22 protein-coding genes are annotated in these 25,756 nt (G+C 27.3%); 2 read left to right on the top strand and 20 right to left on the bottom strand.

The genetic code is table 11. From position 1 onward, the window contains the following. Nucleotides 1-18 precede the first annotated feature (18 nt). Nucleotides 19-366, bottom strand: coding sequence for a hypothetical protein (locus tag HV819_RS00980; RefSeq protein WP_154538778.1), 348 nt, complete (start codon nucleotides 364-366; stop codon nucleotides 19-21). Nucleotides 367-745: 379 nt separating this feature from the next. Between HV819_RS00980 and HV819_RS11820 the strand changes: the two genes are divergently transcribed. Then, a complete protein-coding gene (locus HV819_RS11820) occupies nucleotides 746-946 on the top strand; it encodes a transposase (protein WP_176269399.1) in 201 nt (66 codons plus the stop codon). 23 nt (nucleotides 947-969) lie between these two features. Here HV819_RS11820 and rny read toward each other — a convergent pair whose 3' ends face one another. The 12 genes from rny to gmk all read right to left on the bottom strand — a co-directional run bounded on the left by rny (nucleotide 970) and on the right by gmk (nucleotide 14,757). Beyond that, complete coding sequence (gene rny / locus HV819_RS00970) at nucleotides 970-2,508, bottom strand: ribonuclease Y (RefSeq protein ID WP_154538779.1); 1,539 nt, start codon at nucleotides 2,506-2,508, stop codon at nucleotides 970-972. 83 nt (nucleotides 2,509-2,591) lie between these two features. Then, nucleotides 2,592-4,331: an ABC transporter ATP-binding protein gene (locus HV819_RS00965; RefSeq protein ID WP_407926324.1), complete on the bottom strand. Its 1,740-nt coding sequence runs from the start codon at nucleotides 4,329-4,331 to the stop codon at nucleotides 2,592-2,594. Further along, nucleotides 4,309-6,057 (bottom strand): ABC transporter ATP-binding protein, encoded by a 1,749-nt coding sequence (locus HV819_RS00960; protein ID WP_154538781.1) that lies wholly within the window; start codon nucleotides 6,055-6,057, stop codon nucleotides 4,309-4,311. The genes HV819_RS00965 and HV819_RS00960 overlap by 23 nt, the downstream gene beginning before the upstream one ends. Before the next feature lie 78 nt (nucleotides 6,058-6,135). After that, nucleotides 6,136-6,669: a serine O-acetyltransferase EpsC gene (epsC, locus tag HV819_RS00955; protein WP_154538782.1), complete on the bottom strand. Its 534-nt coding sequence runs from the start codon at nucleotides 6,667-6,669 to the stop codon at nucleotides 6,136-6,138. Further along, entirely contained in the window at nucleotides 6,669-7,580 is a 912-nt protein-coding gene (gene cysK / locus HV819_RS00950; RefSeq protein ID WP_176269323.1) for a cysteine synthase A, read from the bottom strand. Before cysK ends, epsC begins: the two co-directional genes overlap by 1 nt. A gap of 154 nt (nucleotides 7,581-7,734) precedes the next feature. Continuing rightward, nucleotides 7,735-8,406 carry a translation elongation factor Ts gene (gene tsf / locus HV819_RS00945; protein WP_176269322.1) on the bottom strand — a complete coding sequence of 224 codons (672 nt, stop codon included), beginning with the start codon at nucleotides 8,404-8,406 and terminating at the stop codon, nucleotides 7,735-7,737. 13 nt (nucleotides 8,407-8,419) lie between these two features. Next, a complete protein-coding gene (gene rpsB, locus HV819_RS00940) occupies nucleotides 8,420-9,187 on the bottom strand; it encodes a 30S ribosomal protein S2 (RefSeq protein WP_154538785.1) in 768 nt (255 codons plus the stop codon). A gap of 130 nt (nucleotides 9,188-9,317) precedes the next feature. Beyond that, complete coding sequence (gene ftsY / locus HV819_RS00935) at nucleotides 9,318-10,412, bottom strand: signal recognition particle-docking protein FtsY (protein ID WP_154538786.1); 1,095 nt, start codon at nucleotides 10,410-10,412, stop codon at nucleotides 9,318-9,320. A gap of 9 nt (nucleotides 10,413-10,421) precedes the next feature. Then, nucleotides 10,422-12,797 (bottom strand): primosomal protein N', encoded by a 2,376-nt coding sequence (gene priA / locus HV819_RS00930; protein ID WP_154538787.1) that lies wholly within the window; start codon nucleotides 12,795-12,797, stop codon nucleotides 10,422-10,424. Between the two features lie 8 nt (nucleotides 12,798-12,805). After that, a complete protein-coding gene (gene coaBC / locus HV819_RS00925) occupies nucleotides 12,806-13,978 on the bottom strand; it encodes a bifunctional phosphopantothenoylcysteine decarboxylase/phosphopantothenate--cysteine ligase CoaBC (protein ID WP_176269321.1) in 1,173 nt (390 codons plus the stop codon). Then, a complete protein-coding gene (gene rpoZ / locus HV819_RS00920) occupies nucleotides 13,971-14,159 on the bottom strand; it encodes a DNA-directed RNA polymerase subunit omega (protein ID WP_154538789.1) in 189 nt (62 codons plus the stop codon). Before rpoZ ends, coaBC begins: the two co-directional genes overlap by 8 nt. A 1-nt stretch (nucleotide 14,160) precedes the next feature. Then, nucleotides 14,161-14,757, bottom strand: coding sequence for a guanylate kinase (gene gmk / locus HV819_RS00915; protein WP_176269320.1), 597 nt, complete (start codon nucleotides 14,755-14,757; stop codon nucleotides 14,161-14,163). A gap of 89 nt (nucleotides 14,758-14,846) precedes the next feature. Between gmk and HV819_RS00910 the strand changes: the two genes are divergently transcribed. After that, nucleotides 14,847-16,592: an Rqc2 family fibronectin-binding protein gene (locus HV819_RS00910; protein ID WP_154538791.1), complete on the top strand. Its 1,746-nt coding sequence runs from the start codon at nucleotides 14,847-14,849 to the stop codon at nucleotides 16,590-16,592. A 428-nt stretch (nucleotides 16,593-17,020) separates the two neighbouring features. On the opposite strand, the gene HV819_RS00905 is transcribed toward HV819_RS00910, so the two are convergent. From HV819_RS00905 to glmU, 7 genes are all read right to left on the bottom strand, one after another. Then, nucleotides 17,021-17,299 carry an HU family DNA-binding protein gene (locus HV819_RS00905; protein ID WP_154538792.1) on the bottom strand — a complete coding sequence of 93 codons (279 nt, stop codon included), beginning with the start codon at nucleotides 17,297-17,299 and terminating at the stop codon, nucleotides 17,021-17,023. Between the two features lie 85 nt (nucleotides 17,300-17,384). Then, nucleotides 17,385-18,305: a SurA N-terminal domain-containing protein gene (locus HV819_RS00900; RefSeq protein WP_154538793.1), complete on the bottom strand. Its 921-nt coding sequence runs from the start codon at nucleotides 18,303-18,305 to the stop codon at nucleotides 17,385-17,387. Further along, nucleotides 18,256-19,302 (bottom strand): foldase protein PrsA, encoded by a 1,047-nt coding sequence (locus HV819_RS00895; protein ID WP_154538794.1) that lies wholly within the window; start codon nucleotides 19,300-19,302, stop codon nucleotides 18,256-18,258. The genes HV819_RS00900 and HV819_RS00895 overlap by 50 nt, the downstream gene beginning before the upstream one ends. Further along, nucleotides 19,299-22,796 (bottom strand): transcription-repair coupling factor, encoded by a 3,498-nt coding sequence (mfd, locus tag HV819_RS00890; RefSeq protein ID WP_154538795.1) that lies wholly within the window; start codon nucleotides 22,794-22,796, stop codon nucleotides 19,299-19,301. Before mfd ends, HV819_RS00895 begins: the two co-directional genes overlap by 4 nt. Next, on the bottom strand, nucleotides 22,789-23,373 hold the full coding sequence (pth, locus tag HV819_RS00885; RefSeq protein WP_154538796.1) for an aminoacyl-tRNA hydrolase: 585 nt from the start codon (nucleotides 23,371-23,373) through the stop codon (nucleotides 22,789-22,791). Before pth ends, mfd begins: the two co-directional genes overlap by 8 nt. A 1-nt stretch (nucleotide 23,374) precedes the next feature. Continuing rightward, the gene (locus HV819_RS00880) at nucleotides 23,375-24,361 is read right to left on the bottom strand and encodes a ribose-phosphate diphosphokinase (RefSeq protein WP_154538797.1); all 987 of its coding nucleotides are present in this window, start codon (nucleotides 24,359-24,361) and stop codon (nucleotides 23,375-23,377) included. 1 nt (nucleotide 24,362) lies between these two features. Next, nucleotides 24,363-25,754 carry a bifunctional UDP-N-acetylglucosamine diphosphorylase/glucosamine-1-phosphate N-acetyltransferase GlmU gene (glmU, locus tag HV819_RS00875; protein ID WP_154538798.1) on the bottom strand — a complete coding sequence of 464 codons (1,392 nt, stop codon included), beginning with the start codon at nucleotides 25,752-25,754 and terminating at the stop codon, nucleotides 24,363-24,365. Nucleotides 25,755-25,756 lie beyond the last annotated feature (2 nt).

Here is a 25,756-nt window from a genome sequence, read left to right as displayed (position 1 = left end):
TATAAAATTGCTGCCTTCTTAACTTATAGTAAGTTGAAGTTCATCAATTGTAGCATTTATTTCGCTTTCACTAGAGTTTGTACCAATGGAACTTTCATATTTATTTAATAATGCTCTCGCTCTATTTTTAAACTCTTCGTTAAATCCAGCTTCTGGATCAGTAATAGCTTTAACTTCCGAAATTTTACTATTAAAATTTTTTAATAAATCATTAACTTTACTATTATCTTTTTTTTCTTCTGTTTTAATTTTATCTATATTTCCGGTATTATCTAATACACTATTAATATCTTCAACTTTTGTGCTTTCCGTTTCTCTATTATCAACTATAATATTGTCACCTTCAGCGATTACATTCTCACCCACTCGCTTGAGAATTAAATTCTAATCCACCACTAGCTAATAATAATACTAAGGCACCACTTATTATCTTTGTAATATTTTTGTTCTTATTTTGTCTCATTTACTTCTCCTTATATTACTATTATTATAATTATATATATTTATTAATTTAGTCAAGCCATAAAGTCGGCATTTTTCAAAGATATTTGAGCATATTGTATATTTTTATTACTTTTTTGTAAACTATATAAATTAAAAAAGATAGCTATATCCATTTTTGTTAGCTCTATAATAAATCGTGCTGGTTAAAGTAAATGATAATTTTACTAATACAATTTATTAATGAAAAAAATAAGTATATTTAATTATTTATATTAAAGATAATATTTTTTAAGATGTATTTATTTATGAATATTCTGATAATGCTATTGAGGTAATTAAAAATTTTATTAAGGCTATTAAGCGTATTGCTTTTGGTTTTAGATCTTTTGTCAATTTTAGGATTAGAATTTTTGTAATTATGAATTTAGTTTTAAGAAATCAAAAACCGGGAAGTAGTATATTCTACTTCCCGGTTTTTGATTGTGTTTATTTTATCTACTAACACTATTTGACAAAGAACCTTTTTTATTTTGCATATTCAATTGCTTTTGATTCTCTAATTACATTAACCTTTATTTGACCTGGATATTCTAATTCATTTTCTATTTTTTGTGCAATTTCTCTAGCAATTACAACCATAGAATCATCAGAAATTTTTTCTGGTTGAATCATAACTCTTAATTCTCTACCTGCTTGTACAGCAAATGATTTTTCTATACCATCAAATGAATTAGCTATTTCTTCTAAGTTTTCAAGTCTCTTAATGTAATTTTCTAAACTTTCCCTTCTTGCTCCTGGTCTTGCTGCTGAAATTGTATCAGATGCTTGAACTAGTATAGCCTCTATACAAAATGCTTCTACATCTCCATGATGAGATTCTATACAATTTATAACATTCTTATTTTCACCATATTTTTTAGCAGCTTCGACACCTATAGATATATGAGTTCCTTCTACTTCATGATCAATTGCTTTTCCTATATCATGTAGTAATCCACCTCTTATAGAATCTCTAGGATCTATACCTAGTTCTGTAGCAAGCATTCCGGCTATTTTTGCAACTTCTATGGAATGCTTTAACACATTTTGTCCATATGAAGTTCTGAATTTTAGCTTTCCTAGTAGTCTTACAAGTTGAGGATGTAGGTTATGAATTCCAACCTCCTCTATAGCAGCTTGTCCATCTTCAATTATTCTTTGTTCAACTTCATCTTCAGCTTTTATTAGCATCTCTTCAATCCTAGATGGATTTATCCTACCATCAAGTATTAATCTTTCTAATGCTACTTTAGCTATTTCTCTTCTTATTGGTTCAAAGGCAGAGATAACAACAGCTTCTGGAGTATCATCTATAATAAGATCTGTTCCAGATAATTGTTCAAACGCTCTAATATTTCTACCTTCTCTACCGATTATACGGCCTTTCATTTCATCGTTTGGTAAGGAAACAACTGTAACAGTATTTTCTGCTATCTCGTCAGCCGCATATCTTTGAATAGTAGTTGCAATTATATCAGCAGCTATTTTTTTACTTTCATTTTTGGTCTTTTCTTCATACTCTTTAATGATTTTTGCTGATTCATGAACTACATCTTCTTTTAAGCTTTGAAGTAAAATTTCTTTAGCTTCACTTATAGTAAGTCCAGCTATATCTTGTAACTTTACCTCTTGCTCTTCAATTAGTTTTTCAATTCTGTCTTCTTTTTGCTTTAACTTTTTTTGGTCGCTAGAGATTTCATCAGATTTCTTATCAATTAATAAGGATCTGCTATCTAGACTTTCTTCCTTTTTTAAAAGATGACTTTCTTTAACTGCTAGCTCATTATTTTTTTTATTAATTTCTTTTTCAGCTTGCAATTTTATTTTTGAAATTTCATCTTTTGCACTCATCAGTGCCTTGTTTTTTAGGGACTCAGCATCTCTATTTGCATCATTTATAATTCTTTGAGATAATTCTTCTGCCGAAGAAATTTTTGATTCACCTATTTTTTTACGATAAAGATAGCCTATAAAAAAAGCTAACATAATGAAGGCGACAGATAGAATAATTTTTAAAAAATCCATTTAATCACCTCCTAAATTTTGGATTCTCATCCTGGTATTTATTATATCATAAATTTATAATTATTCGAAAAAGTTTTTTTAGATTACTCATCTTTCATTTGTTGTAGATACATTTTCTTATAATAGCCATTTCTTCTCATTAACTCATTATGATTTCCTTCTTCTAGAATTTGACCATTATATAAAACTATGATTTTATCTACGTCTTTAATAGTTGAAAGCCTATGTGCGATAATAAAAGTGGTTCTATCTTTTTTGAGCTTATTTATTCCATTTTGAATTATTTGCTCAGTCTCAGTATCTATATTTGAAGTTGCTTCATCAAGAATCAATAGCTTAGGATCTCTTATATAGGCCCTCGCAAAAGATATAAGCTGTTTTTCACCTTGACTTAAATTAGAACCATTTTCGAGTATTTCACTGTCAATTCCTCGCTTTATAATTTTTTCACCACCAACAGTTTTTAAAGCTTTTATTATTTCTGATGTTGAAAAATCATCTCCCATACTTATATTTTCTCTGATTGTATCTTTAAATAAGAATGAATCTTGAAGAACGACAGCCATATCCTTTCTCAAATCATCTCTATTTATACTAGATATATTTACACCACCTATTTCAATTGTTCCTTTTCTTGGAGAATAAAAATTTAGTAAAAGATTTATTATAGTAGACTTTCCAGATCCGGTTTGACCAATAAATGCAATAGAAGTTCCACTTTTGACTTTTAAAGATAGATTTTTTATAATATCATTTTCTTTATAGGCAAAGTATATATTTTTGAATTCTATATCTTTATTTAAATCAATTTTATGTTTTCCAAGTTTTTTTAAAGATTTCCTATCCAATAATTCAAAAATATGGTTAGCTGAAGATAAGGCATCTTCTATATCGCCAAACCTCATTATTATAGTATTAATATTATTAAATATTTTTGTTGTATAATCTATTGCCATATATAATGAGCCTATTGTTACTGTATATATATTGGTAATTGAACCTATACCAAAATAAAGCATAACTATAATAATAGCCAGATATTGTATAACATCCATTGCTCTATAACCAGAATAAGATCTTAATTTTGATAATTTTATGTTAATATCAAATATTGATTTATTAACATTTTCAAATTTGTCATACATATATTTTTCTTTATTAAAAACTTGAATTATTTCCATGTTATGGATATATTCATTTATTTTAGCATTTATATCTGCTGTATACTTTTTTATTTTCTTTGTATATACATATGTTTTATTTAAATATGTTTTAAAAATGATGTACACAAAAGGAACTAGTATTAAAAGCATTAAAGCTGCAATAGTATCAGTAAAAAATAAGGTTATATATAAACCAACAGCTAATATAAATGCATTTGCTATATCAGAAAACAATAGTTGAAACATAGTTTTTAATTTATTTGTATCATTAGTTACACGAGATGCTATTTTACCCGCAGGAAGATTATCAAAATAAGAAATAGGAAAGTTTGAAACTTTGTCATAAACATCTTTTTGAACTCTTGCTGCAATTTTATTAGCGCTTATTTGAAAATAAACTTTAGATCTATTTAATAGAATTCCCGATAATACAAATATAATAAGATAAATATTCAATAATAAGGCTATAGTTTTAAAATCATTTTTTGTTATATTAGAGATAAATATATTATTTATTATATAGGCTATAATCATAGGACCTAGTATTTCTAAAAATGTCCTCAAAAACGAAAATATAAAGCCTATAAATAAATATTTTTTCTCTAATAGGGCATAATCTTTAAGCTTATTTATGCTTTTATTTTTTACTATATTCTTCAATTTCATCACCCATAATTTGTTTTAAATACTGTCTTTTATACCATGTATTATCTTTTATTAAATGTTCATGATTACCTTGTTCTACTATCTTTCCATTTTCTAAAACTATTATATTATCACAGTCTTGTACTTGACTTATCCTATGTGCAATAATTATTGTGGTTTTATTATTTCTGTATTTTTTTAAATTAGCCAATATGTTTTTCTCGGTATTAGCATCTACAGCACTCATAGCATCATCTAATATTAGAATTTCAGGATTTTTAAGAATAGCTCTTGCTATAGATAATCTTTGCTTTTGACCACCTGATAAAGAGATGCCATTTTCTCCTGTCATTGTTTCTAACCCTTCAGGAAATTCCTCTATATCCTTTTTAAAGTCAGCCATCTCTATTGCTTTATTTAAGTCTTTTTCACTAGCTTTTTCATTTGAAAATAAAATATTATTTTTTAAAGTATCCGAAAAAATCATATGTTGTTGTGGTACATATCCAATTTTTTCTTTTAATAGTTTAAAAGAAGTATCTGAAGCTGTATATTTACCTATATAAATACTAGTTTTATCTACTTTATATAGGTCTAATAGTTGTTTTATTAATGTGGTTTTACCAGAAGAAGTTTTTCCAAGTATTCCTAAGGATTTATTATTTTTAATACTTAAATTTATTCTATTTAAAATATAATCTTTTGAGCTAGGATATTTAAAATTATGCTCGTCGAACAATATATCTATGTTTTCACCAGCATCTATTTTATTAGATGAATCTGAAATTTCCTCTTTGTAATTTAAAGTTTCTTCTATTCTATCCATTGATGCACTGGCTTGTTGCTTTAAGTTTATAAAATCTCCTAAGGCATACATTGGCCAAACAAGCATATTTAAATAATAAGTAAAAGATACAATTTGCCCAATACTTAACTTTGATGTATATATCATATATGATCCATAGGATATAGCTATTATGAAAGTTATAGAAGTAATTATTCTTTCTACAGGAGCAAGTAAAGCCTGGTACTTAGCAAGATTTATATTGTTTTCAGCTAATTTATCCGCATTTTTATAAAACATTTTTCTTCTCTTATCTTCCAAGTTAAAAACCTTAATAATTCTAATACCTTCAGCATCTTCTAATACATTATCGTTAAGTTTATCAAACGACTTATTTACTTTAATTGACTTATCATAAATTCTCTTTCCAATTTTAAAATATGCAAAAGCTATAAAAGGTATGGGTAATATAGAAAATATTGTAAGCTTTAAATCGACGGTTACTATCATAACTATAATTACGCTTAAAGGAAGAATTGTAGAATCAATTAATGACAAAGTACCATAACCTGCCATAATGGAAATTTGTTGTATATCATTTGTAGATTTTCCCATTAATGAACCAGTTGAATTATTCTCAAAAAATTCTTGTGATTGACGTAAAAATTTGTTCATTAATTTATTTCGAGTTAAGTATTCAATACTTCCGCTAGCTTTAAAAACATTGTATGACCATCCCATTGCTAGAAAATACTTTATAATTACTACAAAAAATGTGAATATAACAATTTTTATAAATTTATCAAAATCTATGCCCTTATTATAAATTAAATCTATTAATTTGCCTATAATATAAGGTAAAAATAGTGATACTACATCACTTAACAAAAGAAATATTATGCCTATTATATAATTTTTTTTATAATAATCTATAAACCACTTGAATTTTTTAAACATATATTCTCCTTAAAAAAGCTGCCGCAAATACACATGGATTAAAAGTTAAACCATATAATTTTATTTAGCAGCAGCCTATCATTTATTATATTTTTTATGTTTTATAATTTGGGCTGGTACTCCAACCGCTGTGCAATCATCAGGCACATCTTCTAATACAACTGCATTAGCACCAATCTTACAGTTATTTCCAATTTTTATATTCCCTAAAATAACTGCTCCTGCACCAATTAAAACATTATTTCCGACACTTGGATGTCTTTTTACTCTTTTATTGACTAAACCTCCTAAAGTTACACCGTGATACATCAATACATCATCACCTATCTCAGCAGTCTCGCCAATAACTACACCCATTCCATGATCGATGTAACATCTTCTACCAATTTTAGCACCAGGATGGATTTCTATTCCTGTTTCCATCCTAGATTTCAAGCTAATTTCATCTGCTTTAGCAAATTCTCCACTCATATATAGATTATGAGCCTTGTAATGTGCTAATAAAGCTCTTATTCCAGGAGAAAAATTAATTGCCTCATCCTCAGATTTTAAAGCAGGATCTTTAGCTAAAGCAGTTTTAATTAATTCATTTTTGTAATCTTCAAATGTCATTATTTTAATTCATATAATTTAGTTGATAAATATCTTTCACCTGTATCAGGTAATACAGTTACAACTTTTTTTCCTTCACCTAACTTGTCAGCTATTTTTATAGCACCTACAACATTTGCTCCTGAAGAAATGCCTACAGCTAAAGCCTCATCTTTTGCAAGTTGTCTTGACATATTTATAGCTTCATCACTTTTAACATCAACAATTCCATCTAGGATATCATAATTTAAATTTTTAGGAATAAAATTACCACCTATTCCTTGAATCTTATGTGCTGAAGCTTTTCCTCCAGAAAGTAATGGACTTTCTGCAGGTTCAATTGCATAAACTTGTGCATTTTCATTTACTTCCTTAATTCTTTTTCCTACACCTGATACAGTTCCACCTGTACCTACTCCAGCAATAAATGCATCAGGTGTTAATTCATCTAAAATCTCAACTGCTGTTGTTTCATAATGAGCTTTTATATTTGCAGGATTTGAAAATTGATCTGGCATAAAATACCCGTCTTTTTTAGATAGTTCCTTAGCCTTATTAACAGCACCTTGAAGAGCTCCTTCTGTCGTTCTTATAACTTCAGCTCCATAAGCTTCTGCAAGTTTAGATCTTTCTTCACTCATCGAAGCAGGCATTGTTAAAATACACTTATATCCCTTAGTTGCAGCAAGAGCAGCTAGTGCAACGCCTGTATTTCCACTTGTTGGTTCTACAATTGTATAACCTTCTCTAAGCTTTCCTAACTTTTCAGCCTCTTCTATCATATAAAGAGCAATCCTATCTTTAATAGATCCAGCCAAATTGTTTTTTTCAACTTTTACATATATATCAGCTCTTCCCTCTTTTTCAAGAGATTTAAGCTTTAGTAAGGGAGTTTTCCCTATTAATGCTTTGCTATTTTTATAAATCGTCATATAAACTCCTTATTATTTTATTTAATTATTTGACACTTGTTAGTATTATATTATAATATTATTCCTTTTCAATTAGAAAACAATATTCATAGTATTTTACTAGAGATTAATTTTTTTAAAAAAAGAAGGCATTTGCCTTCTTTAAAGAAATTTATTAACCCTTGATTTGACTTTGAACTTCGTCTGCAAAGTTTTCTTCTTTTTTCTCTAAACCTTCGCCAACTTCAAATCTTGCAAATCTTCTGATTTTAATATTTTCCCCTACATTATTAGCTGTATCTCTTAGATATTGCTCTACTGTTAAATCGGGATTTTTTATATATTGTTGATCTAGTAAGCAAACATCTTTGAAATATTTTTTAAGTCTTCCTTCAACCTTTTTATGAGCTATCATTTCTTTTTTATCTTGTGGCATATTATCATTAGCCTCATTCAAAGCTTGGTTGATAAGTATTTCTTTTTGCTCTGCAACATCTTTTTCATCGGCATCTTCTTCTGAAACATATAAAGGATTTAAAGCAGCTATATGCATAGCTATATTTCTAGCAAATTCTTTTACAGAATCGGTATTAGCAGAAAAGTCTGTTTCAGTATTAATTTCAACTATAACACCAATTTTATTATTATGGATATAAGAACCAATAACCCCCTCAGCAGCTATTCTATCAGCTTTTTTATCTAAAGTAGCTTGTCCTTTTTCTTTAAGTAATTTTATCGCCTTATCTATATCACCATCTGTTTCAGTTAAAGCTTTCTTACAATCCATCATTCCAGCGCCTGTTTTATCTCTTAATTCTTTTACTAATTTTGCAGTTACTGCCATCATATCCTCCTATTAATTATTCTTCTTCAGATTCAGCTTCTTCATTATCTTCGATTTCATCATCTAATTCTTCGAAATCTTCTTCATTTATTTCAAATTCGTTACCTTGATTTCCTTCGATAACTGCATCCGCCATAAGTGATGTGATAAGTTTAACTGCCCTAATTGCATCATCATTTCCAGGAATTGCTAAATCAACAACATCTGGATCACAATTTGTGTCTACAATTGAAATAACAGGGATTCCTAAAATTTTCGCCTCATGAACAGCTATTTGCTCATTTGATGGATCGACTACAAATAATACATCTGGTAGTTCTTCCATTTCTTTGATACCACCAAGATTTTTCTCTAGTTTATCCATTTCTTTATTGAATTGTAAAACTTCTTTTTTTGGTAAAAGATCAAAAGTTCCATCTTCTTCCATCATTTCATATTTTTTAAGTTTATTTACACTATTTCTAATAGTATTGAAATTAGTTAGCATGCCACCTAACCATCTGTTAGATACATAAAATTGACCACATCTTTTAGCTTCTTGTTCAATTGAGTCTTGTGCTTGTTTTTTTGTACCTACAAATAGTATATTTCCACCTTCAGCTGCTGTATCTCTAATAATTTTATAAGCTTTTTCAATTTGAACAGCTGTTTTTTGTAAATCTATAATGTAGATTCCATTTCTTTCAGTGAAGATGAATTTTTTCATCTTAGGATTCCATCTTCTTGTTTGATGTCCAAAGTGTACACCAGCTTCTAATAATTTTTTCATTGATACTACTGTCATATTATTACCTCCGTTTATTATCTTCCATCTTTTTCAACTAGACCATAAACCTATTTGGCAACGTAGATCTATCAAAAGATGTGCATAGTACTTATTTAGTATACTACAAGTTTTTTTAAAAAACAAGCATTTAGAACATACTTTCAACAAAAGACTTAGAATCAAATTTTTCTAGGTTATTAATTCCCTCACCTAATCCTATATACTTAACAGGAACCTCAAGTTCAACTTGAAGCGGAAATATTACTCCACCCTTGGCAGTTCCATCAAGTTTTGTAAGTATTAAACCAGTTATATCGCATACATTTTTAAATTCTCTAAGTTGACTAATAGCATTTTGACCTGTAGTAGCATCTAAAATTAGTAAAGTTTCCTTATTGGCTTTATTAGCATGGGTTGATATTGTTCTATTAATTTTTTCTAATTCATTCATAAGGTTTTTCTTATTATGAAGTCTTCCAGCTGTATCGCATATCAAAACATCATATTTATTTGACTTTGCAGACTGAATTGCGTCAAAAATTACAGCTGATGGGTCTGATCCTTCTTTATGAGATATCATAGGAGTGTTAGACTCTTTTGCCCATGAATCTAATTGTTCAATTGCTGCGGCCCTAAAGGTATCTGCAGCTGCCAGGATTACTTTCTTGCCTTGTTTTTCAAGATTATTAGCAAGCTTACCTATTGTAGTTGTTTTTCCAACTCCATTAACTCCTATAACTAATATCACGGTCAACTCATTATCCTTAATATTTAATGAATTATCAAGATTTTTTTCATCAAGTTTTGCTATCATAATTTCTTTTAGTAGAGGAAATATTTTTTCAGGTTCTTTAATAGATCTAGCCTTTATTTCAAACTTAAGATTGTCTACTATTTCAATAGTAGATTTCATTCCTATATCAGAAGATATAAGAATCTCTTCTAATTCTTCATATAAATCATCATCTATTTTTACATTTGCAGTAAATATATTTTTTAATTGTGATGAAAATTGTTCACGGGTTTTTGAAAGACCTTTTGATATTTTTGCAAAAAAGCCCAGATTTTCTTCGACATCATCTGATGTATTTTCAATATTTTTTTGATTTAATATTAAGTCTTTTTCTAACTTTTCTTTATTTTCTTCTTCATTTAGCTTATCATTCTTATATACATTTTCTTTTTCTATATACTTTTCTTCTTTACATTCATCAGCTTTTTTCTTTCTAAAAAAATCAAACATTTATACTCCTTAATTAATGTCATTTGGATTTAATGATATAATAATACTAGAATCCTTAGACTTATTTATAAAGTGATTTCTTAATCTCACTAAAAAATCAAAAAGATAATTTAAATTATTATCATTACACTTTATAATGATATTATATCTATATTTATTATTAATTCTACTAATTTTACATGGGTTAGGACCTATAATCTCGACATAAATATTTTGAGAAAACTCCAAATCTAGATATTTCTTTATTCTATTTGAAATATCTATGCACTTAAGTCTTGAGGCATTTAAAATTTTTATAGTAAGTAAATTAATAAAAGGAGGATAAGAGAATGCCTTCCTTATGGCTATTTCATTTTCATAAAATGTTTTGTAGTCATTATTACTTACCGTATTTATTACAAAATTATCGGGTTTATAAGTTTGAATAACTACTTCTCCATTTTTATTAGATCTTCCGGCTCTTCCTGAAACTTGGGTGAGAATTTGAAAGCTAGATTCGAAAGCTGTGTAATCATCAACATTTAAATTTATATCAGCATTTATTACACCAACTAAAGTAACATTATCAAAATCAAGCCCTTTCGCTATCATTTGAGTTCCTATTAAAATATCTACCTTATTTTCTTTCATAAGCTTATACATTTTCAGGTAAGAATCTCTATTTTTAACAGTAATCGAATCCATTCTTAAAATTTTTGCACCTTTAAACATATCTCTTACTTCTTCTTCAAGTTTTTCAGTTCCGGCTCCATATTCTTTTATTTTTTTAGACCCACAAGATGGACAAATTTTAGGTTGATTTTTAGTTCTTCCACAATAATGACACACAAGTTTTGATACATGCTTATGATAGGTCATTGCTACGTCACAAGCTTCACATTTTATTACGTGACCACATGATCTACAAAATGTAAAAGAGTTATGCCCTACCTTGTTTAAAAATAAAATAATCTGTTCTTTTTTCTTAAGCCTATCTATGATTTTTCCATAAAGATTAGCACTAATCATTGAGTAATTTGAATTTTTGAGCTCTTTTCTCATATCGACAATTTCAATTTTTGGAAAAGTCTTGTTTATTCTTTCTTTTAACTCAAGCAATCCATATTCACCAGATTTAGCTTTTAACATTGTCTTTAAAGATGGAGTAGCTGATGCAAATATTAAACTAGCATTGTGAAACTTTCTTCTTAATAAGGCTATCTCATCAGTATGGTATTTAGGGTCTTTTCCAGATAGATAGCTCTTATCATGTTCTTCGTCAATTATAATTATGCCCAAGTTTTTAAAAGGAGCAAAGATTGCACTTCTTGCACCTATTACAATTTTTACCTCTCCATTTTTTATCATTCTCCACTGTTGAAATCTTTCTTTTATAGTAAGCTTTGAATGCATTACAGCTATCTTTTGTTTAAATCTTCCTTGAAATCTCTCAATAGTTTGTGGTGTAAGTGATATTTCAGGAACCAATATTATGGCATCTTTATTATTTTTAAGATTTTCTTCTACAATTTGTAGAAACACCTCGGTTTTTCCACTACCAGTAACTCCTTTAAGTAGATAGGGTCTATTTGGATTATTTATAACTTCTTTATAAGCTTTTTCCTGCTCATCATTAAGTTTAAATTTGTCATATGACTCCATAAAATTTTCAACTGATTCATTTTTTTCTTTTTTTAGAACTTTTACTAACCCTTTTTTTATTAATGAATCTAAAGAACTTTTACTAGACTTTGTTGTAGTTAGTAATTTCTTATATTCTGTTATATTATTTTTTTCTAAATAAGTTAATATTTCTTTTTGTTTTTTAGCGTTTTTACTTATTATATTATAATTTACTTCTTTATTAAGACTAATATAATAAATATAGTTTATTTTTTGATTACCTATTAATTCAAATTTCGATTTAATTAACCCATCATTTTTATATGATTCTAAAATATCATAGTTAATATTAAACTTTTCTTTTATTTCTTCATAACTTTTTTTCTCATCCAAAAAATCTAAAAGTTTATCAGAATTTTTATGATTACACTTATAAAAATACTCTCTTATTTCTTTTATATTTCCCGGAGGCATAACTTGTTTAATACATGATCTTAAAGGTGCCAAGTATCTTTTATGCATAAAAAAAGCTATATCAATTAATTCCTCATTAATTATAGCTTCACTATCAATAATTTCTATGATATCTTTTGTTTCAATTTCCTCTTCAATATCTTTTTTTATCTCATAAACAAAAGCAATAGTACGCTTGTTTGCTTTTCCAAACGGTACTATTACTCTCATTCCTTTTTTTAAACTATTTTTAAACTTTACTGGAATATGATATGTAAATGATCTATCTAAAAATCTACTTTTACTATCAAGAATCACATAACAATACAAAAAATCACCTAAACCAATAAATCCAAAATCTTATTAGCCAATTCTCTTTTTGTCATCATATTAAGCTTTTCAATACTCTTATGAGATAGAATTGAAGCTATATTAGTATCTACGTCAAAACCTGCACCTTTTTTCTTAAGATCATTTGCTATAATATAATCAACCTTTTTAGCTTCTAATTTTTTTTGTGCATTATTAATCAAATCATCTGTTTCTGCTGCAAAACCTATAAGAGTTTGTTGATTTTTTTTATCACCAAAGTACTTTAAAATATCAATATTTTCAATTAATTCTAAATTTAAGTTATTTCCATCCTTTTTTATTTTGACATCACTTGGTTTTTCAACTTTATAATCAGTAGGTGCAGCCGCCATTATTAGGGCGTCTGCATCATCAAATTCTTTATCTATTTCATCCTTTAATTCTTTATTAGTATTGACATTCACTTTATCAACACAATCAACTTCAAATGGACTAACAGGACCAGAAATAAGCTTTACATCTGCACCTCGCTTAAAAGCTTCATATGCAATATTATATCCCATTTTACCACTTGATTTGTTAGTAATATATCTAACATAATCAATCTTTTCTACAGTAGGACCAGCTGTTACTATAATTTTTTTCCCATTTAGGTCTTTTTTGGTAAAGTAATAATCTAAATATTTTACTATATTTACAGGTTCTTGCATTCTGCCATCACCGCGTGTATTACAAGCAAGCATACCTGATAAAGGATTTATTATGTAAACACCCCTATCTTCTATAGTTTTTAAATTTTTTTGAGTAGCGGGATGATTTAGCATGTTTGTATTCATTGTCGGTGCTACAATTATATCCTTATCACAAGCAAGTATACTTGCTGTTAGCATATTATCTGCTATACCATAAGTCATTTTAGCTAAGGTATTAGCTGTAAGTGGTGCTATTAGAAAAACATCTGCCCATTTAGGAAGTTCTATATGATGGACCTTATCATGATGACCTTCAAACATATCAGAATATACTTTGCATTTTCCCATGGTTTCAAATGACAATGGGGTTACAAATTTACAAGCTCCCTCTGTCATTATTATTTTAAGGTTCGCCCCTTCTTTTTTTAGCCTAGAGCATAAGTCTAGAACCTTATAAGTAGCTATACCTCCTGAAACTCCAAGAAGTATATTCTTTCCTTTAATCATACTTTCTAACTTTTCCTTCCATTATTTCATGTAATGCTTGAGTTACTGGTTTCGCTTCTTTATCCTTAGTCAAAAGATCTGAACCATTTACAATTCTTCTTGCTCTTTTTGCACACATCATGCAAATTTCATACCTACTTGAACTAATATTTGATAATTCTTTAAATGATGGATTATTCATTTTACTCCCTTTCGAAATTTATTTCCTCTCTAAATACCCTATGTTTCTCAGCGTTTATTATTTCATTAACTAAATTTATTGCTGAATTTAGATGATCATTAACTACTAAATAATCATATTCATTGATATGGGATAATTCCTTTTTAGCATTATTCATCCTAAGTTTAATATCTTTAGTAGTTTCAGTTCCCCTATTTACAATTCTATTTTTCAATTCACTTAGACTAGGAGGCGCTAGAAAAATAAAAACTCCATTATCAGTATTTTTCTTTACATTTAATGCTCCTTGAACATCAATCTCCAAAATAACTATTTTACCTTCATTAATTTTTTCTTCTACAAAGTCTTTAGGAGTTCCATAATAATTATTATGTACTTTAGCATATTCCAAAAACTTATCTTCATTTATCATTTTTTCAAATTCATCATGGCTCTTAAAAAAATAGCTTACCCCTTCTATCTCCCCAGGTCTTTGCTTCCTGGTAGTAACAGATACAGAATAAACTAAGTTTTTTTGTGTATTCATAAGATCATGTAGTACTGTACCCTTACCAACTCCTGAAGGTCCAGAAATTACTAATAAAAATCCTTTTTTCATTGCGCCTCCTTATTACTTCTATTTTACTTTATGGAAAAATTTACTTCAAGTCTGTATAATGATTAGTATCAATTAAAAGAGGTGATAATATGAGTTTTGATGGTCTAGTAACCAGAGCTGTCACTTATGAACTTAAGAATAAAGTAATAGGAGGAAAAATTCAAAAAATCAGCCAACCTTCTAAAAATGATATTGTATTAAGTATATACTCTTTAGGAAAAAGCTATAAGTTAATGATAAGTGCAAATAATAACGAAGGAAGAGTTAGTTTTTCAAATGAAAAATTTGAAAATCCACAAAATCCACCAAATTTCTGTATGGTTTTAAGAAAATATCTTAACCAAAGTAAAATCATTGACATTGAACAGTATAAATTAGATAGGGTAATTATTTTTCATATATCTTCTATTGATGAAATGGGATTTGATGTATCAAATAAATTAATAGTTGAAATTATGGGTAAATACTCAAATATTATTCTTACTGATGATAATTTCAAAATCATTGATTCTATAAAGAGAGTTAACAACAAGATGTCATCTGTAAGAGAAATTTTGCCAGGCAAGAATTATAATTTTATAAAAAGTGATAAATTTAATATACTTGAAAACTTTGATAAGGATATATATTATATAGATAAAAAAACTCCAGATAATGCAAATCCAAAAGAATTACTATATTCTACATACTTAGGATTTTCACCTACAATAGCTAATGAACTATGTTATAGAGCAGGTATAGATACTAGGGTTAATTGGGGATTAGTTAGCGAAGACGAGAAAAAAGCTTTAAATAAAAATATAATTAAATTAAGATCAAAATTATTAGAAAATGATTACACTCCTACATTATATAAAGAAAATAATAAATTTAAAGAATTTTATTCTTTTAGACTTAGACATCTACAATATGAATATAAAAAATATGACTTTATAAGCGAAGCTATAGAAGAATTTTATAAAGTTAATAAGTCAAACGATAGGCTAAGACAAATTAAAAATGATCTTGAAAGAAAGATAAATAGCCATATAAAGTCTACTAAAAAGAAAATTACAATACTAGATAAAAATCTTAGTAAAGAAAATTCTATGGAACTTTATAGGAAAAGTGGAGATTTGCTAGCAGCTAATATAAATAAAATAAGTAAAGGAATGAATTCAATAAGAGTAAATAATTTTTATGATGAAAATAAAGAAATAAAAATTATAATTGATCCATTAAAAAATCCTTGGGAAAATGTAGATAATTATTATAAGAGATATAAAAAATTAAAAAATTCTATTAGCTATGCTAAAAAAGATTATCCAAATCAAATAGAATATCTAAATTATCTCCTTCAACTTCTAGATTTTGTAGAAAGAAGTGATAGTATAAACGATTTAGATGATATAAAATCCGAACTTATATCTAATAAAATAATCAAAGATTCTAGTAGAAATAAAAAATCAAATAAAGAAAAGTCAAAACCTAAACATTATATAACTATAAATAATAGTCATATATATGTGGGTAAAAATTCTAGGCAAAATGATTATATTACTTTAAAATTAGCTGGAAAACATGATTACTTTTTCCATGTTAGAAATGCACCTGGAAGTCATGTTATTTTAAAGACAGATAATTTTAATGAAAATGATTTAATATCTGCATCCTATCTTGCTGCTAGTAATTCTTCTCTTTCTAATTCATTAAAAGTGGATGTAGACTACACTGAAAAAAAGAATGTAAATAAGGCCAAGGGTTCTAAGCTTGGTATGGTATATTATGAAAATTTTAATACTATAACTGTAGATTTAAGCGACAAGCCAAAAGATTTATATAAAAGAATACAATAAAAAAGATTAAGATAATTAAACTAAATCAATTATATAAATACTCTAATATAGTGATTAAAGAGATTAACAATTTATCAAGACTATTAAAAGCATTATTTTTACTTTTAGATTATTTGTTAATTTTAGGACTAAAATTTTTATTATTAGAAATTTAGTTTTAAGAAATTAAAAACCAGGTGGTAGTATGTTCTACTTCCTGGTAAATAATTGTGTTTATTTTTATCTATCAACACGATTCGACAAGAGCCTTAAAAATATTTTGGCATAAAAAAACCTCAATCTATATTTCGGATTTTGAGGTTATATAATAGTTGATATAGTATTTTATATTTAGAATACTCGACAGCCCCAATAGGGGCGTGCCTGTATTCATGTCTTATGCACTTTTGTGCAAACTAACATATAGCTAGTAGTTTTGAATTATTTATTTATTTATTAACTGCTTCTTTAAGTGTTTTTCCTGCTTTAAATACTGGAGCTTTAGAAGCTGGAATTTTTATAACTTCATCTGGTTTTCTAGGATTTCTACCTTCCCTAGCTTTTCTATCCCTTGTTTCAAAAGTTCCAAATCCAACTAATTGTACTTTTTCTTCTTTTGCTAAAGCTTCTGTTACAGTTTCGATAAAAGCATTTAAAGCTCTTTCTGCTTCAACTTTTTTAAGTCCACTTTTTTCTGAAATATTAACTAATAATTCTGATTTATTCATATTTCCTCCTTATAAATCAATCTTAATCTTATTCTGCTTAACTCTAAGTTAGATTATACATAAATATATAATATTTTTCAAGCATTTATCTAATAAAAAGATTGATATTTGAGTTTTTTATTAGATTTTTTATATATTTATCATACTCATTTTTTAAATAAATTTCCTTAGCTCTAACTAATAAATCATTTTCTTTTGTATTTAATGAATTTACCATTAGTATAAAGTATGAATCCTCATTCTCGAAGATTTTACTAACTTTATCTTTTTCATAAATATTTGCTAAAGATAGAAGTTTATCATCATTATATACAAAATCAGACCTAAATATTTCATAATTTCTAATATCAGATTCTAAAAATTTCCTAAAATCATTACTATTATTAATTTGTTCTTTAACTTTCTGAGCTTCTAATTTATCATCAAAAATAAGAACATCATATTTATACATTTTCTGTAATTTTTTATTATTTTTATAAAATTCTCTTACATCCTTATCTTTAATCTTATTATTATTCACAAAGAATTCCCAATGTTTTTTCCTGATTGAATCATTAAATAAAATCTCGTTAATTTCACTTTGATCAGAACCAAAGGCTTCAACATTTGCCAAAAGAGATGCTTCATCACCTATTTTATCAGATAGTTCTTTTAATAAATTTTGAGAATCATTCTTACTAACTTTAATATTATTTCTATCTAAATCATTTAAAAATATCTGATCTTTTATTAATGAATCAAGAAGTTCAGACTCTAACTTTTTAAAATTAGAATCTCCATTCTTATTTTTATCATCAAGGTATGATTCCCCATATTTTTTTATATAAAATTTTTGATAAAAGCTAAGTTCTTTTTCAAATTTTTCTTTAAATATTGGTTTATTATCAACTATTGCTACACAGTTGTTTTTGTCTATATTATTTGTCGAACAAGATGTAATTAAAAAAGAAATAAGACTAATTATTACTATTAGAATTTTCTTTGTTTTCTTTGTTTGAACTATCATTATTTTTTTGCTTTATATCTGTCTCAGAGTTTTTTGTTTGAGGTCCATCTTCTGTTACAACTTTTGCATCATTAAATAATTTAGTTAGATATTCAGAATATTTTTTATCATTAAGTGCTTTAGAAATATCTTCTTTTAAGTCCTCAGCACTATCTTTCTTGTCTTCAACTTTTATAATATGATAGCCATAAGATGTCTTTACTGGATCGGATATTTCACCTTTGTTCATAGAAAAAGCCTTGTCTGAGAATTCTTTAGCCATTTGAGACTTGTTAAAGTAGCCTAAGTCACCGCCCTTGGCTGCATTAGCAGTATCTTTAGAATATTCCTTAGCTAGTTTTGCAAAATCTTCACCCTTATCTAATTTTTCTTTTAATTCTTTGGCTGTAGCTTCATCTTCAACTAAAATATGACTGGCTTTAACTTGAATTAGGTTATCTTTATTTTCATCAAAATATTTTTTTATTTCATCATCCGAAACAGGATTATTTTCTTCAAACCATGCTCTATGTTTTTGATAAATTTGGTCTTTTTTGATGGTTTCTTTAAATTTGTCACTGCTCATATTATAATCATCAAGCATCTTATCGAATTTTTCTTCTCCTCCAAATTGTTGGATGTATTTAAGAAATTTTTCGTTTACTTCCTTATCATCAACTTTAACATTGTTTTTTTTCATATCATTCGATATAAGTTTATCTTGAATCATCATATTTACAATTGAAGATTTTAATTGTTGTTGGCTTGCAAGCATTGCAGAATAAAAACTCATTTCATCTTTATATGCATCTTTAGGAATTTTTTCATTCGCTACCATTGCAACAGCATCATCTTCTAATTTTACATCTTTATTAGTTTTATCTTTTTCTTGATTAGAACTTTCTGTAGCAGTTGTCTCTTTTTTGTTGCTTGAGGCATTGTTATTTGTATTATTATTTGAACAAGCCCCTAATACAAATCCTGTAGCTAATACTAAAGCTAATATTTTTTTATTCATTCTGTCTCCTTAATTTCTTTTATTAATTTTAAAAGTTCATAGCAGTCTAATAACTTGGTACTTGTGTTTGGTATATTAAATGATGGATTATGAGATAAGTCTAATGATAGTTTACTTTTATATTTTTCATTAATTTGTGAGAGTTCTTTAAATGTAAATTTATTTCTATCACTATATGATATTTTAATCTGATCTTTAACTTCTCTAATTTCATCAAAACCTAATCTATCAGCTAAAGACTTTATTAAAGATACATACATTATATTATCCACCATAATTGGCACATCTCCATATCTATCTATTAAGTCTTCTACAATTAGGCTATAATCTTCTAGATTATCAATCTTAGAAATTCTAGTATACATTTCAATTTTTTGACCAGGATCCTCTATATATGTTTCAGGTATATATGCATCAATTTTTATATCAATATATACATTATTAAATTTATAATCTTTAATCTCTTTACCACTTGCCTTATTAATAGCTTGTTGTAAAAATTTAACATATAAGTCATACCCAATAGCTTCTACTTGTCCGCTCTGACTTTCACCTAAAATATTACCTGCTCCTCTTAGCTCTAAATCTCTCATAGCAATTTTATAGCCAGATCCAAAATCTGAAAAATCCTTAATTGATTTCAGTCTTTTTTCTCCTATTTCTGTTAAAACTTTACCTTTTTTATAAGTAAAATATGCATATGAGGATCTAGAGGACCTACCGATGCGGCCCTTTAATTGATAAAGTTGACTCAACCCCATCATGTCAGAATCATAAACTATAATTGTGTTTACATTTTGTATATCCATTCCAGTTTCAATGATTGTTGTAGAAAGTAATATATCAATTTCACCCTTTATAAAGTCTTCCATCACCTTTTCTAAACTTTTTGGAGTCATTTGACCATGAGCAATGGCTATATTTGCATCAGGAACTAATTGTTTAAGATGATTATAAATTTTTTCTATATTTCCAACCCTATTATAAACAAAATATACTTGACCATTCCTATCTAATTCTTTTTCTATTGCTCTTTTTATTATTATAAAATCATATTCTATTACATAAGTGTTTACTGGCATTCTTCTTTCTGGCGGCTTATCTAAGGTTGACATATCTCTTATTCCAGTTAAAGACATTTGTAAAGTTCTAGGAATTGGAGTTGCTGATAATGTAAGAACATCGAGATTTTCTTTTAATTTTTTCATTTTATCTTTATGTCTTACGCCAAATCTTTGCTCTTCATCTATAATTAGTAATCCTAAGTTTTTAAATACAATATCTGATGATAAAAGTCTATGGGTTCCAATTATTATATCAACTTTTCCTGATTTTAAGTTTTTAATGGTATTATCTTGGTCTTTTTTTGAAACAAATCTTGAAAGCATCCTACAATCAATTGGAAAATCTTTAAACCTTTCAAGCATAGTTTCATAATGCTGTCTTGCAAGAATTGTAGTTGGAACTAGAAAGCAAACTTGATATCCATCCATTATAGCTTTAAATGCTGCTCTTAGAGCAACCTCAGTTTTTCCATAACCAACATCACCGCATAAGAGTCTGTCCATGGGTTTATCCTTTTCCATGTCTTTTTTTATTTCATTTATGGCTCTTAACTGACTTTCAGTTTCTTCATATATAAATGAATCTTCAAACTCTTTTTGCCAAGCTGTATCCTTACTAAAGGCATGACCCTTTAATTTTGATCTTTTAGCATATAATTCTACTAAGTCTTCAGCTATTTCATCTACAGCTTTTTTTGCTTTTTGTTTTGCTTTTTTCCACTGATTTGAGCCTAGAGATGATAATTTAGGTTTATCACCCTTATTACCAATATACTTACTAACTAAGTCCATTTGATCTACTGGCACAAAGACCTTGTCTTTTCCCATATATTCAATAAGGAAATAATCTTTTTTTATATTATTGACTTCTATTTGGGATAAACCTTTATATATACCAATACCATTATTTTCGTGTACTACATAATCACCAACTTCAATATCAGAATAGTTTAGGATATCATTAGCATTTAAAATCTTTGATTTTTTTTTCTTTTTCTTTCTTTTTTTATCCTTACCAAAAATATCCCTATAACTATATACATTTATTGCTGAGTCAATTATTATATAACCTCTAGATGTATTTCTGTCAGTAATTATTATATTATTATTTTCAAAATTACTATAAAAATCATAAGTAAAATTATTAATACCATTTTTTATAAAAAGGTCTGCTAAATTTTCTTGAGTCTTTTTGGTTGCACCTAATATTAGAATCTTTTCATCTTTATATATTAAGTTTTTAATATTTGCTATAAAAGAATCTATATCATTATTAAAGTTTTCTTGTTCTATAGTTCTTAATTCTATAATTTTTTTTGCTTTAATATTTGACGTATTTTTCAACAAACTAGATGCATTTATTATAGGAAAAGATTTGATATTTATAAACACATCTTTGATAGGTATTTTTATATTAGAAAAAGATGAAAATACTTCTTCATTTTCTATTTGTAAACCTAAATCTAATGAAAATTTATCCCTTCTATCTTTATATTCCTCTTCAACCCTATTTAAATCGTCAAATATAATGATTGGCTCATCATTAATATAATCAAAAATACTTTCATAATTTTCATCTCTAAAATAAGTAATCAAATCATCATTAGCTATATATAGACTATCCTTAATATATGAAATGATTTGTCTATATTTATCTTTAAGCTTTATAAAATCACTAGTATTATTTAACTTATCCAATTGCTCTTCTATATTAAGAATTACTTTTTTATAGTCTTCTTTGTCATAGATTAATTCTTTTGTAGGTCTTATTTCAACACTTTCTATATTTCCCAATGAACGTTGAGTGTTACTGTCAAAAAATCTTATAGAATCTACTTCATTATCAAAGAGCTCTAATCTTACAGGATTATCATATTCTATAGGCCAAAAGTCTATTATAGACCCCCTTATCGAAAAATTTCCTTTAGATTCTACCAATTTATTATATTCATAATTTAGATTGAGAAATTTTTTCTTTAAATCGTTTATATCTATTTTTGAATTAAAATCAATCATGAAAGATTTATCTTTATAAATCTCTAAAGGAGTAAGTTTATTGGATAAGGCTTCAAGTGTTGTAGCTATAATACATTTTTTACCTTTTGATAAGCAGTTTAAGAGCTCTAACCTTTTAATTTCATCTGATCTTTCAAGACTTTTAATATTGTAAAAATTAACTTCGGTAGAAGGAAAATATAGACACTCATTTTCTTCTAAGAAATTTACTTCTTGTGCAAATTCCATTGCTTTTTTTTCATTTTCACATATTACTATTATATTCTTATTAAGAATTTGAAAGAAAGTTAGAGATAAATGTGATAAAAGCTCTCTGGTAATACCGTGTAAAAATATTGGGGATAAATCCTTATAATTATTTAATATTTTTGATATTTTTTCGATAGATGATAGTTGATTAGTAATACTATTCATTATTTTCTATCAACCTTTTTGAATTAAACAAACTCATAGCCTTATCGATTCCTTCAGTTAATATCATACTTATTGCATTACTAGTAAACTTAATTTCATCTTCTATTATTTTTGCTTCATCTTTAGAAAATCCACTTAATACAAAATTTGCAAGATCCATATATTCAGGTTTCTTGCCTACTGCTAATTTAATTCTTGGAAAGTCATCAAATTCAAGGTTGTAGATTATAGATTTCATGCCATTATGGGTCCCAGCAGAGCCCTTTTTTCTTATTCTAATACTACCAAAATCTATATCTATATCATCAAAGATAACAATTAACTTATCATGTTTAAAATCAAAATAATTATATATTTCTCTTAAGGCTTCTCCTGAATTGTTCATATAAGTTTGAGGTTTTATAAGCATGACTTTTTGGTCAGAAATTACTCCCTGACCAATTAAAGACTTAAATTTTATTTTTCGTACGTCAATATTGTACTTTCTTGCTAGATAATCTATTGTTAAAAAGCCAACATTGTGTCTTGTATTTTCATATTTTAAACCAGGATTTCCTAACCCTACGATATAATACATTTTACTTAGCATCCTCGAATAAACCACTTATAGATTCATAACTATTTATTCTTTTTATTGCTTCAGCAAGCAGTGGTGCTATAGACATGATTTTTATTTTATCTATCTTTTTTTCTTCTGGCAATTGAATTGTATCTGTAATTACTATTTCTTTAAGACAAGATTCTTCTAATCTTTCTATAGCTGGTCCACTTAAAACTCCATGAGTTGCAGCCATTGATACATCCTTTGCTCCATTTTCCATTAAATAATTTGCAGCATTGCATATTGTACCAGCAGTATCTATCATATCGTCAACTAGAATACAGTGTTTTCCCTTAAAATCTCCTATGACATTCATAACTTCTGAAACATTTGGTTTTGGTCTTCTTTTTTCAATAATGGCTATTGTTAATTTCAAATAATCGGCAAAGTTTCTAGCCCTAGTTACCCCACCTAAATCAGGACTTACTACTACATAATCATCACTTTTTCCAAAAGCTTCTTTTTTAAAGTATGAAGATAAAAGTCTAATTGCAGAAAAATGATCTAAAGGAATATCAAAATATCCTTGAATTTGACCTGCATGTAGGTCCATAGTAATTACCCTATCTGCACCAGAAACTGTAATCAAATTTGCAACTAATTTTGCACTTATTGGTTCTCTACCTCTTGTTTTCCTATCTTGTCTTGCGTATCCATAGTATGGTACTACTACATTGACATGACCTGCAGAAGCTCTTCTGCAAGCATCAGTCAATATCAATAATTCCATTAAATTATCATTGGTGGGATATGAAGTTGGTTGAATTATATATACATCCTTTCCCCTTACAGTATCATTTATTTTTACATTAATTTCACCATCAGCAAAGTGTTTAACTTCAGCTTCCCCTAATTCTATTCCTAGTGAATTAACGACATCTTGTGCTAGTTTTGGATTTGAATTACCAGCAATTACTATAAGCTCTCCCCTACAAATATTAGATGGATTTACACACTCTGTCATCTTAATTTTGCTCCTTTAATTTTTTTAAATCTCTTTTTTTCTTTTTTTCAACATATCCAGGTATATTCACTTGTTTTGCTCTTTCTACTGAAAGATTTCCTTCTTCTACATTTTTTGTTATAGTTGATCCTGCCGCTATATATCCTTCTTTTTCTATATGGACTGGTGCTACTAAGTTTGAATTTGATCCTATAAAGGCATCATCTTCTATAATTGATCTATGCTTAAACTTACCATCGTAGTTAACAAAAATAACTCCACAACCAACATTTATGTTTTTTCCTAAATCGGCATCTCCTATATAGGCAAGGTGTCCAGCTTTAGTCCCATCATCTATGTTTGAGTTTTTAACTTCAACAAAGTTTCCAATATGAACATTTTTACCTAATTTTGATTTTGGTCTTAAATGAGAAAATGGTCCAATATCTGTTCCTTCATCTACAAAAGATTTTTCTATTACTGAATTATCAATTTTAACTTTATCTTTTATCTCAGAATCTTCAATTCTTGAACTGCCTTCAATAATGCAATTTTCACCTATAGATGTTTTTCCCAAAATTTTACAAGGACCTGATATAAGAGTATCTTTTCCTATTTTTACATCTTTTTCTATTGTTACTATGTCTGGATTTTCAATGATTACACCATTTAACATATGATATTCATTTATTCTTTTTCTTAAAATTGAACCAGCTTCTGCAAGCTCTTTTTTATTATTTATTCCATAAAATTGATCAGGATTACTAGCTACATAGCTTTCAACTTTTTTATTTTCATTATTTAAAATCTCAATACAGTCTGTTAGGTAATACTCATTTGACTTGTTATCAGTATTGATTTTTTTTAGTGATTCTTTTAAATCTATTGCCTTAAAAGCATATATACCTACATTTATTTCTTTTACTTTAAGTTCATCCTTATTAGCATCTTTTTGTTCTACTATTTTTTTGAATTTCCCATTTTCTCTAATAATCCTTCCATATCCTGTTGGATTGTCAATTTCAGTAGACATTACACTCAAATTGTTATTATTTTCTTTGTGGAAATTATAAAAACTATTAAGTGAATTTTTAGTTATTAGTGGGATATCACCATTTAATATTATAATATCGTCTTCATCTTCTAAAAGATCTAAGGCCATACTTACCGCATATGCTGTGCCATAAGGATAATCTTCTCCTATTTTTTGTTCTCTTATTTCAAGATTAGGAAATTTTTCTTCTATAAGTGCTTTATTTTTCCCAGCTATTAGTATGGTTTTAGAATTTTCTATATCACACGCATCAATTATATATGATATAATTTCTCTATTTAGAATTTTGGTCATAACTTTAGAGGTATTAGATTTCATTCTAGTACCTTCTCCTGCTGCAAGTATTATATTTTTAAGCATTT

The organism is Anaerococcus faecalis, assembly GCF_013371425.1.
Classification (GTDB): domain Bacteria; phylum Bacillota; class Clostridia; order Tissierellales; family Peptoniphilaceae; genus Anaerococcus; species Anaerococcus porci.
The sequence above is the reverse complement of the archived record's forward strand: the minus strand, read 5'-3'. Positions and strand labels throughout refer to the sequence as shown.

Bases quoted from the DNA above. Each gene is read 5' to 3' on its own strand.
- coaBC (WP_176269321.1), bottom strand. From the start codon at position 13,978: ATGATTAAAGGAAAGAATATACTTCTTGGAGTTTCAGGAGGTATAGCT.
- HV819_RS00900 (WP_154538793.1), bottom strand. From the start codon at position 18,305: ATGATAGTTCAAACAAAGAAAACAAAGAAAATTCTAATAGTAATAATT.
- rpsB (WP_154538785.1), bottom strand. From the start codon at position 9,187: ATGACAGTAGTATCAATGAAAAAATTATTAGAAGCTGGTGTACACTTT.
- cysK (WP_176269323.1), bottom strand. From the start codon at position 7,580: ATGACGATTTATAAAAATAGCAAAGCATTAATAGGGAAAACTCCCTTA.
- HV819_RS00880 (WP_154538797.1), bottom strand. From the start codon at position 24,361: ATGACAGAGTGTGTAAATCCATCTAATATTTGTAGGGGAGAGCTTATA.
- glmU (WP_154538798.1), bottom strand. From the start codon at position 25,754: ATGCTTAAAAATATAATACTTGCAGCAGGAGAAGGTACTAGAATGAAA.
- pth (WP_154538796.1), bottom strand. From the start codon at position 23,373: ATGTATTATATCGTAGGGTTAGGAAATCCTGGTTTAAAATATGAAAAT.
- HV819_RS00960 (WP_154538781.1), bottom strand. From the start codon at position 6,057: ATGTTTAAAAAATTCAAGTGGTTTATAGATTATTATAAAAAAAATTAT.
- ftsY (WP_154538786.1), bottom strand. From the start codon at position 10,412: ATGTTTGATTTTTTTAGAAAGAAAAAAGCTGATGAATGTAAAGAAGAA.
- tsf (WP_176269322.1), bottom strand. From the start codon at position 8,406: ATGATGGCAGTAACTGCAAAATTAGTAAAAGAATTAAGAGATAAAACA.
- HV819_RS00895 (WP_154538794.1), bottom strand. From the start codon at position 19,302: ATGAATAAAAAAATATTAGCTTTAGTATTAGCTACAGGATTTGTATTA.
- epsC (WP_154538782.1), bottom strand. From the start codon at position 6,669: ATGACATTTGAAGATTACAAAAATGAATTAATTAAAACTGCTTTAGCT.
- HV819_RS00910 (WP_154538791.1), top strand. From the start codon at position 14,847: ATGAGTTTTGATGGTCTAGTAACCAGAGCTGTCACTTATGAACTTAAG.
- HV819_RS00905 (WP_154538792.1), bottom strand. From the start codon at position 17,299: ATGAATAAATCAGAATTATTAGTTAATATTTCAGAAAAAAGTGGACTT.
- gmk (WP_176269320.1), bottom strand. From the start codon at position 14,757: ATGAAAAAAGGATTTTTATTAGTAATTTCTGGACCTTCAGGAGTTGGT.
- rpoZ (WP_154538789.1), bottom strand. From the start codon at position 14,159: ATGAATAATCCATCATTTAAAGAATTATCAAATATTAGTTCAAGTAGG.
- rny (WP_154538779.1), bottom strand. From the start codon at position 2,508: ATGGATTTTTTAAAAATTATTCTATCTGTCGCCTTCATTATGTTAGCT.
- mfd (WP_154538795.1), bottom strand. From the start codon at position 22,796: ATGAATAGTATTACTAATCAACTATCATCTATCGAAAAAATATCAAAA.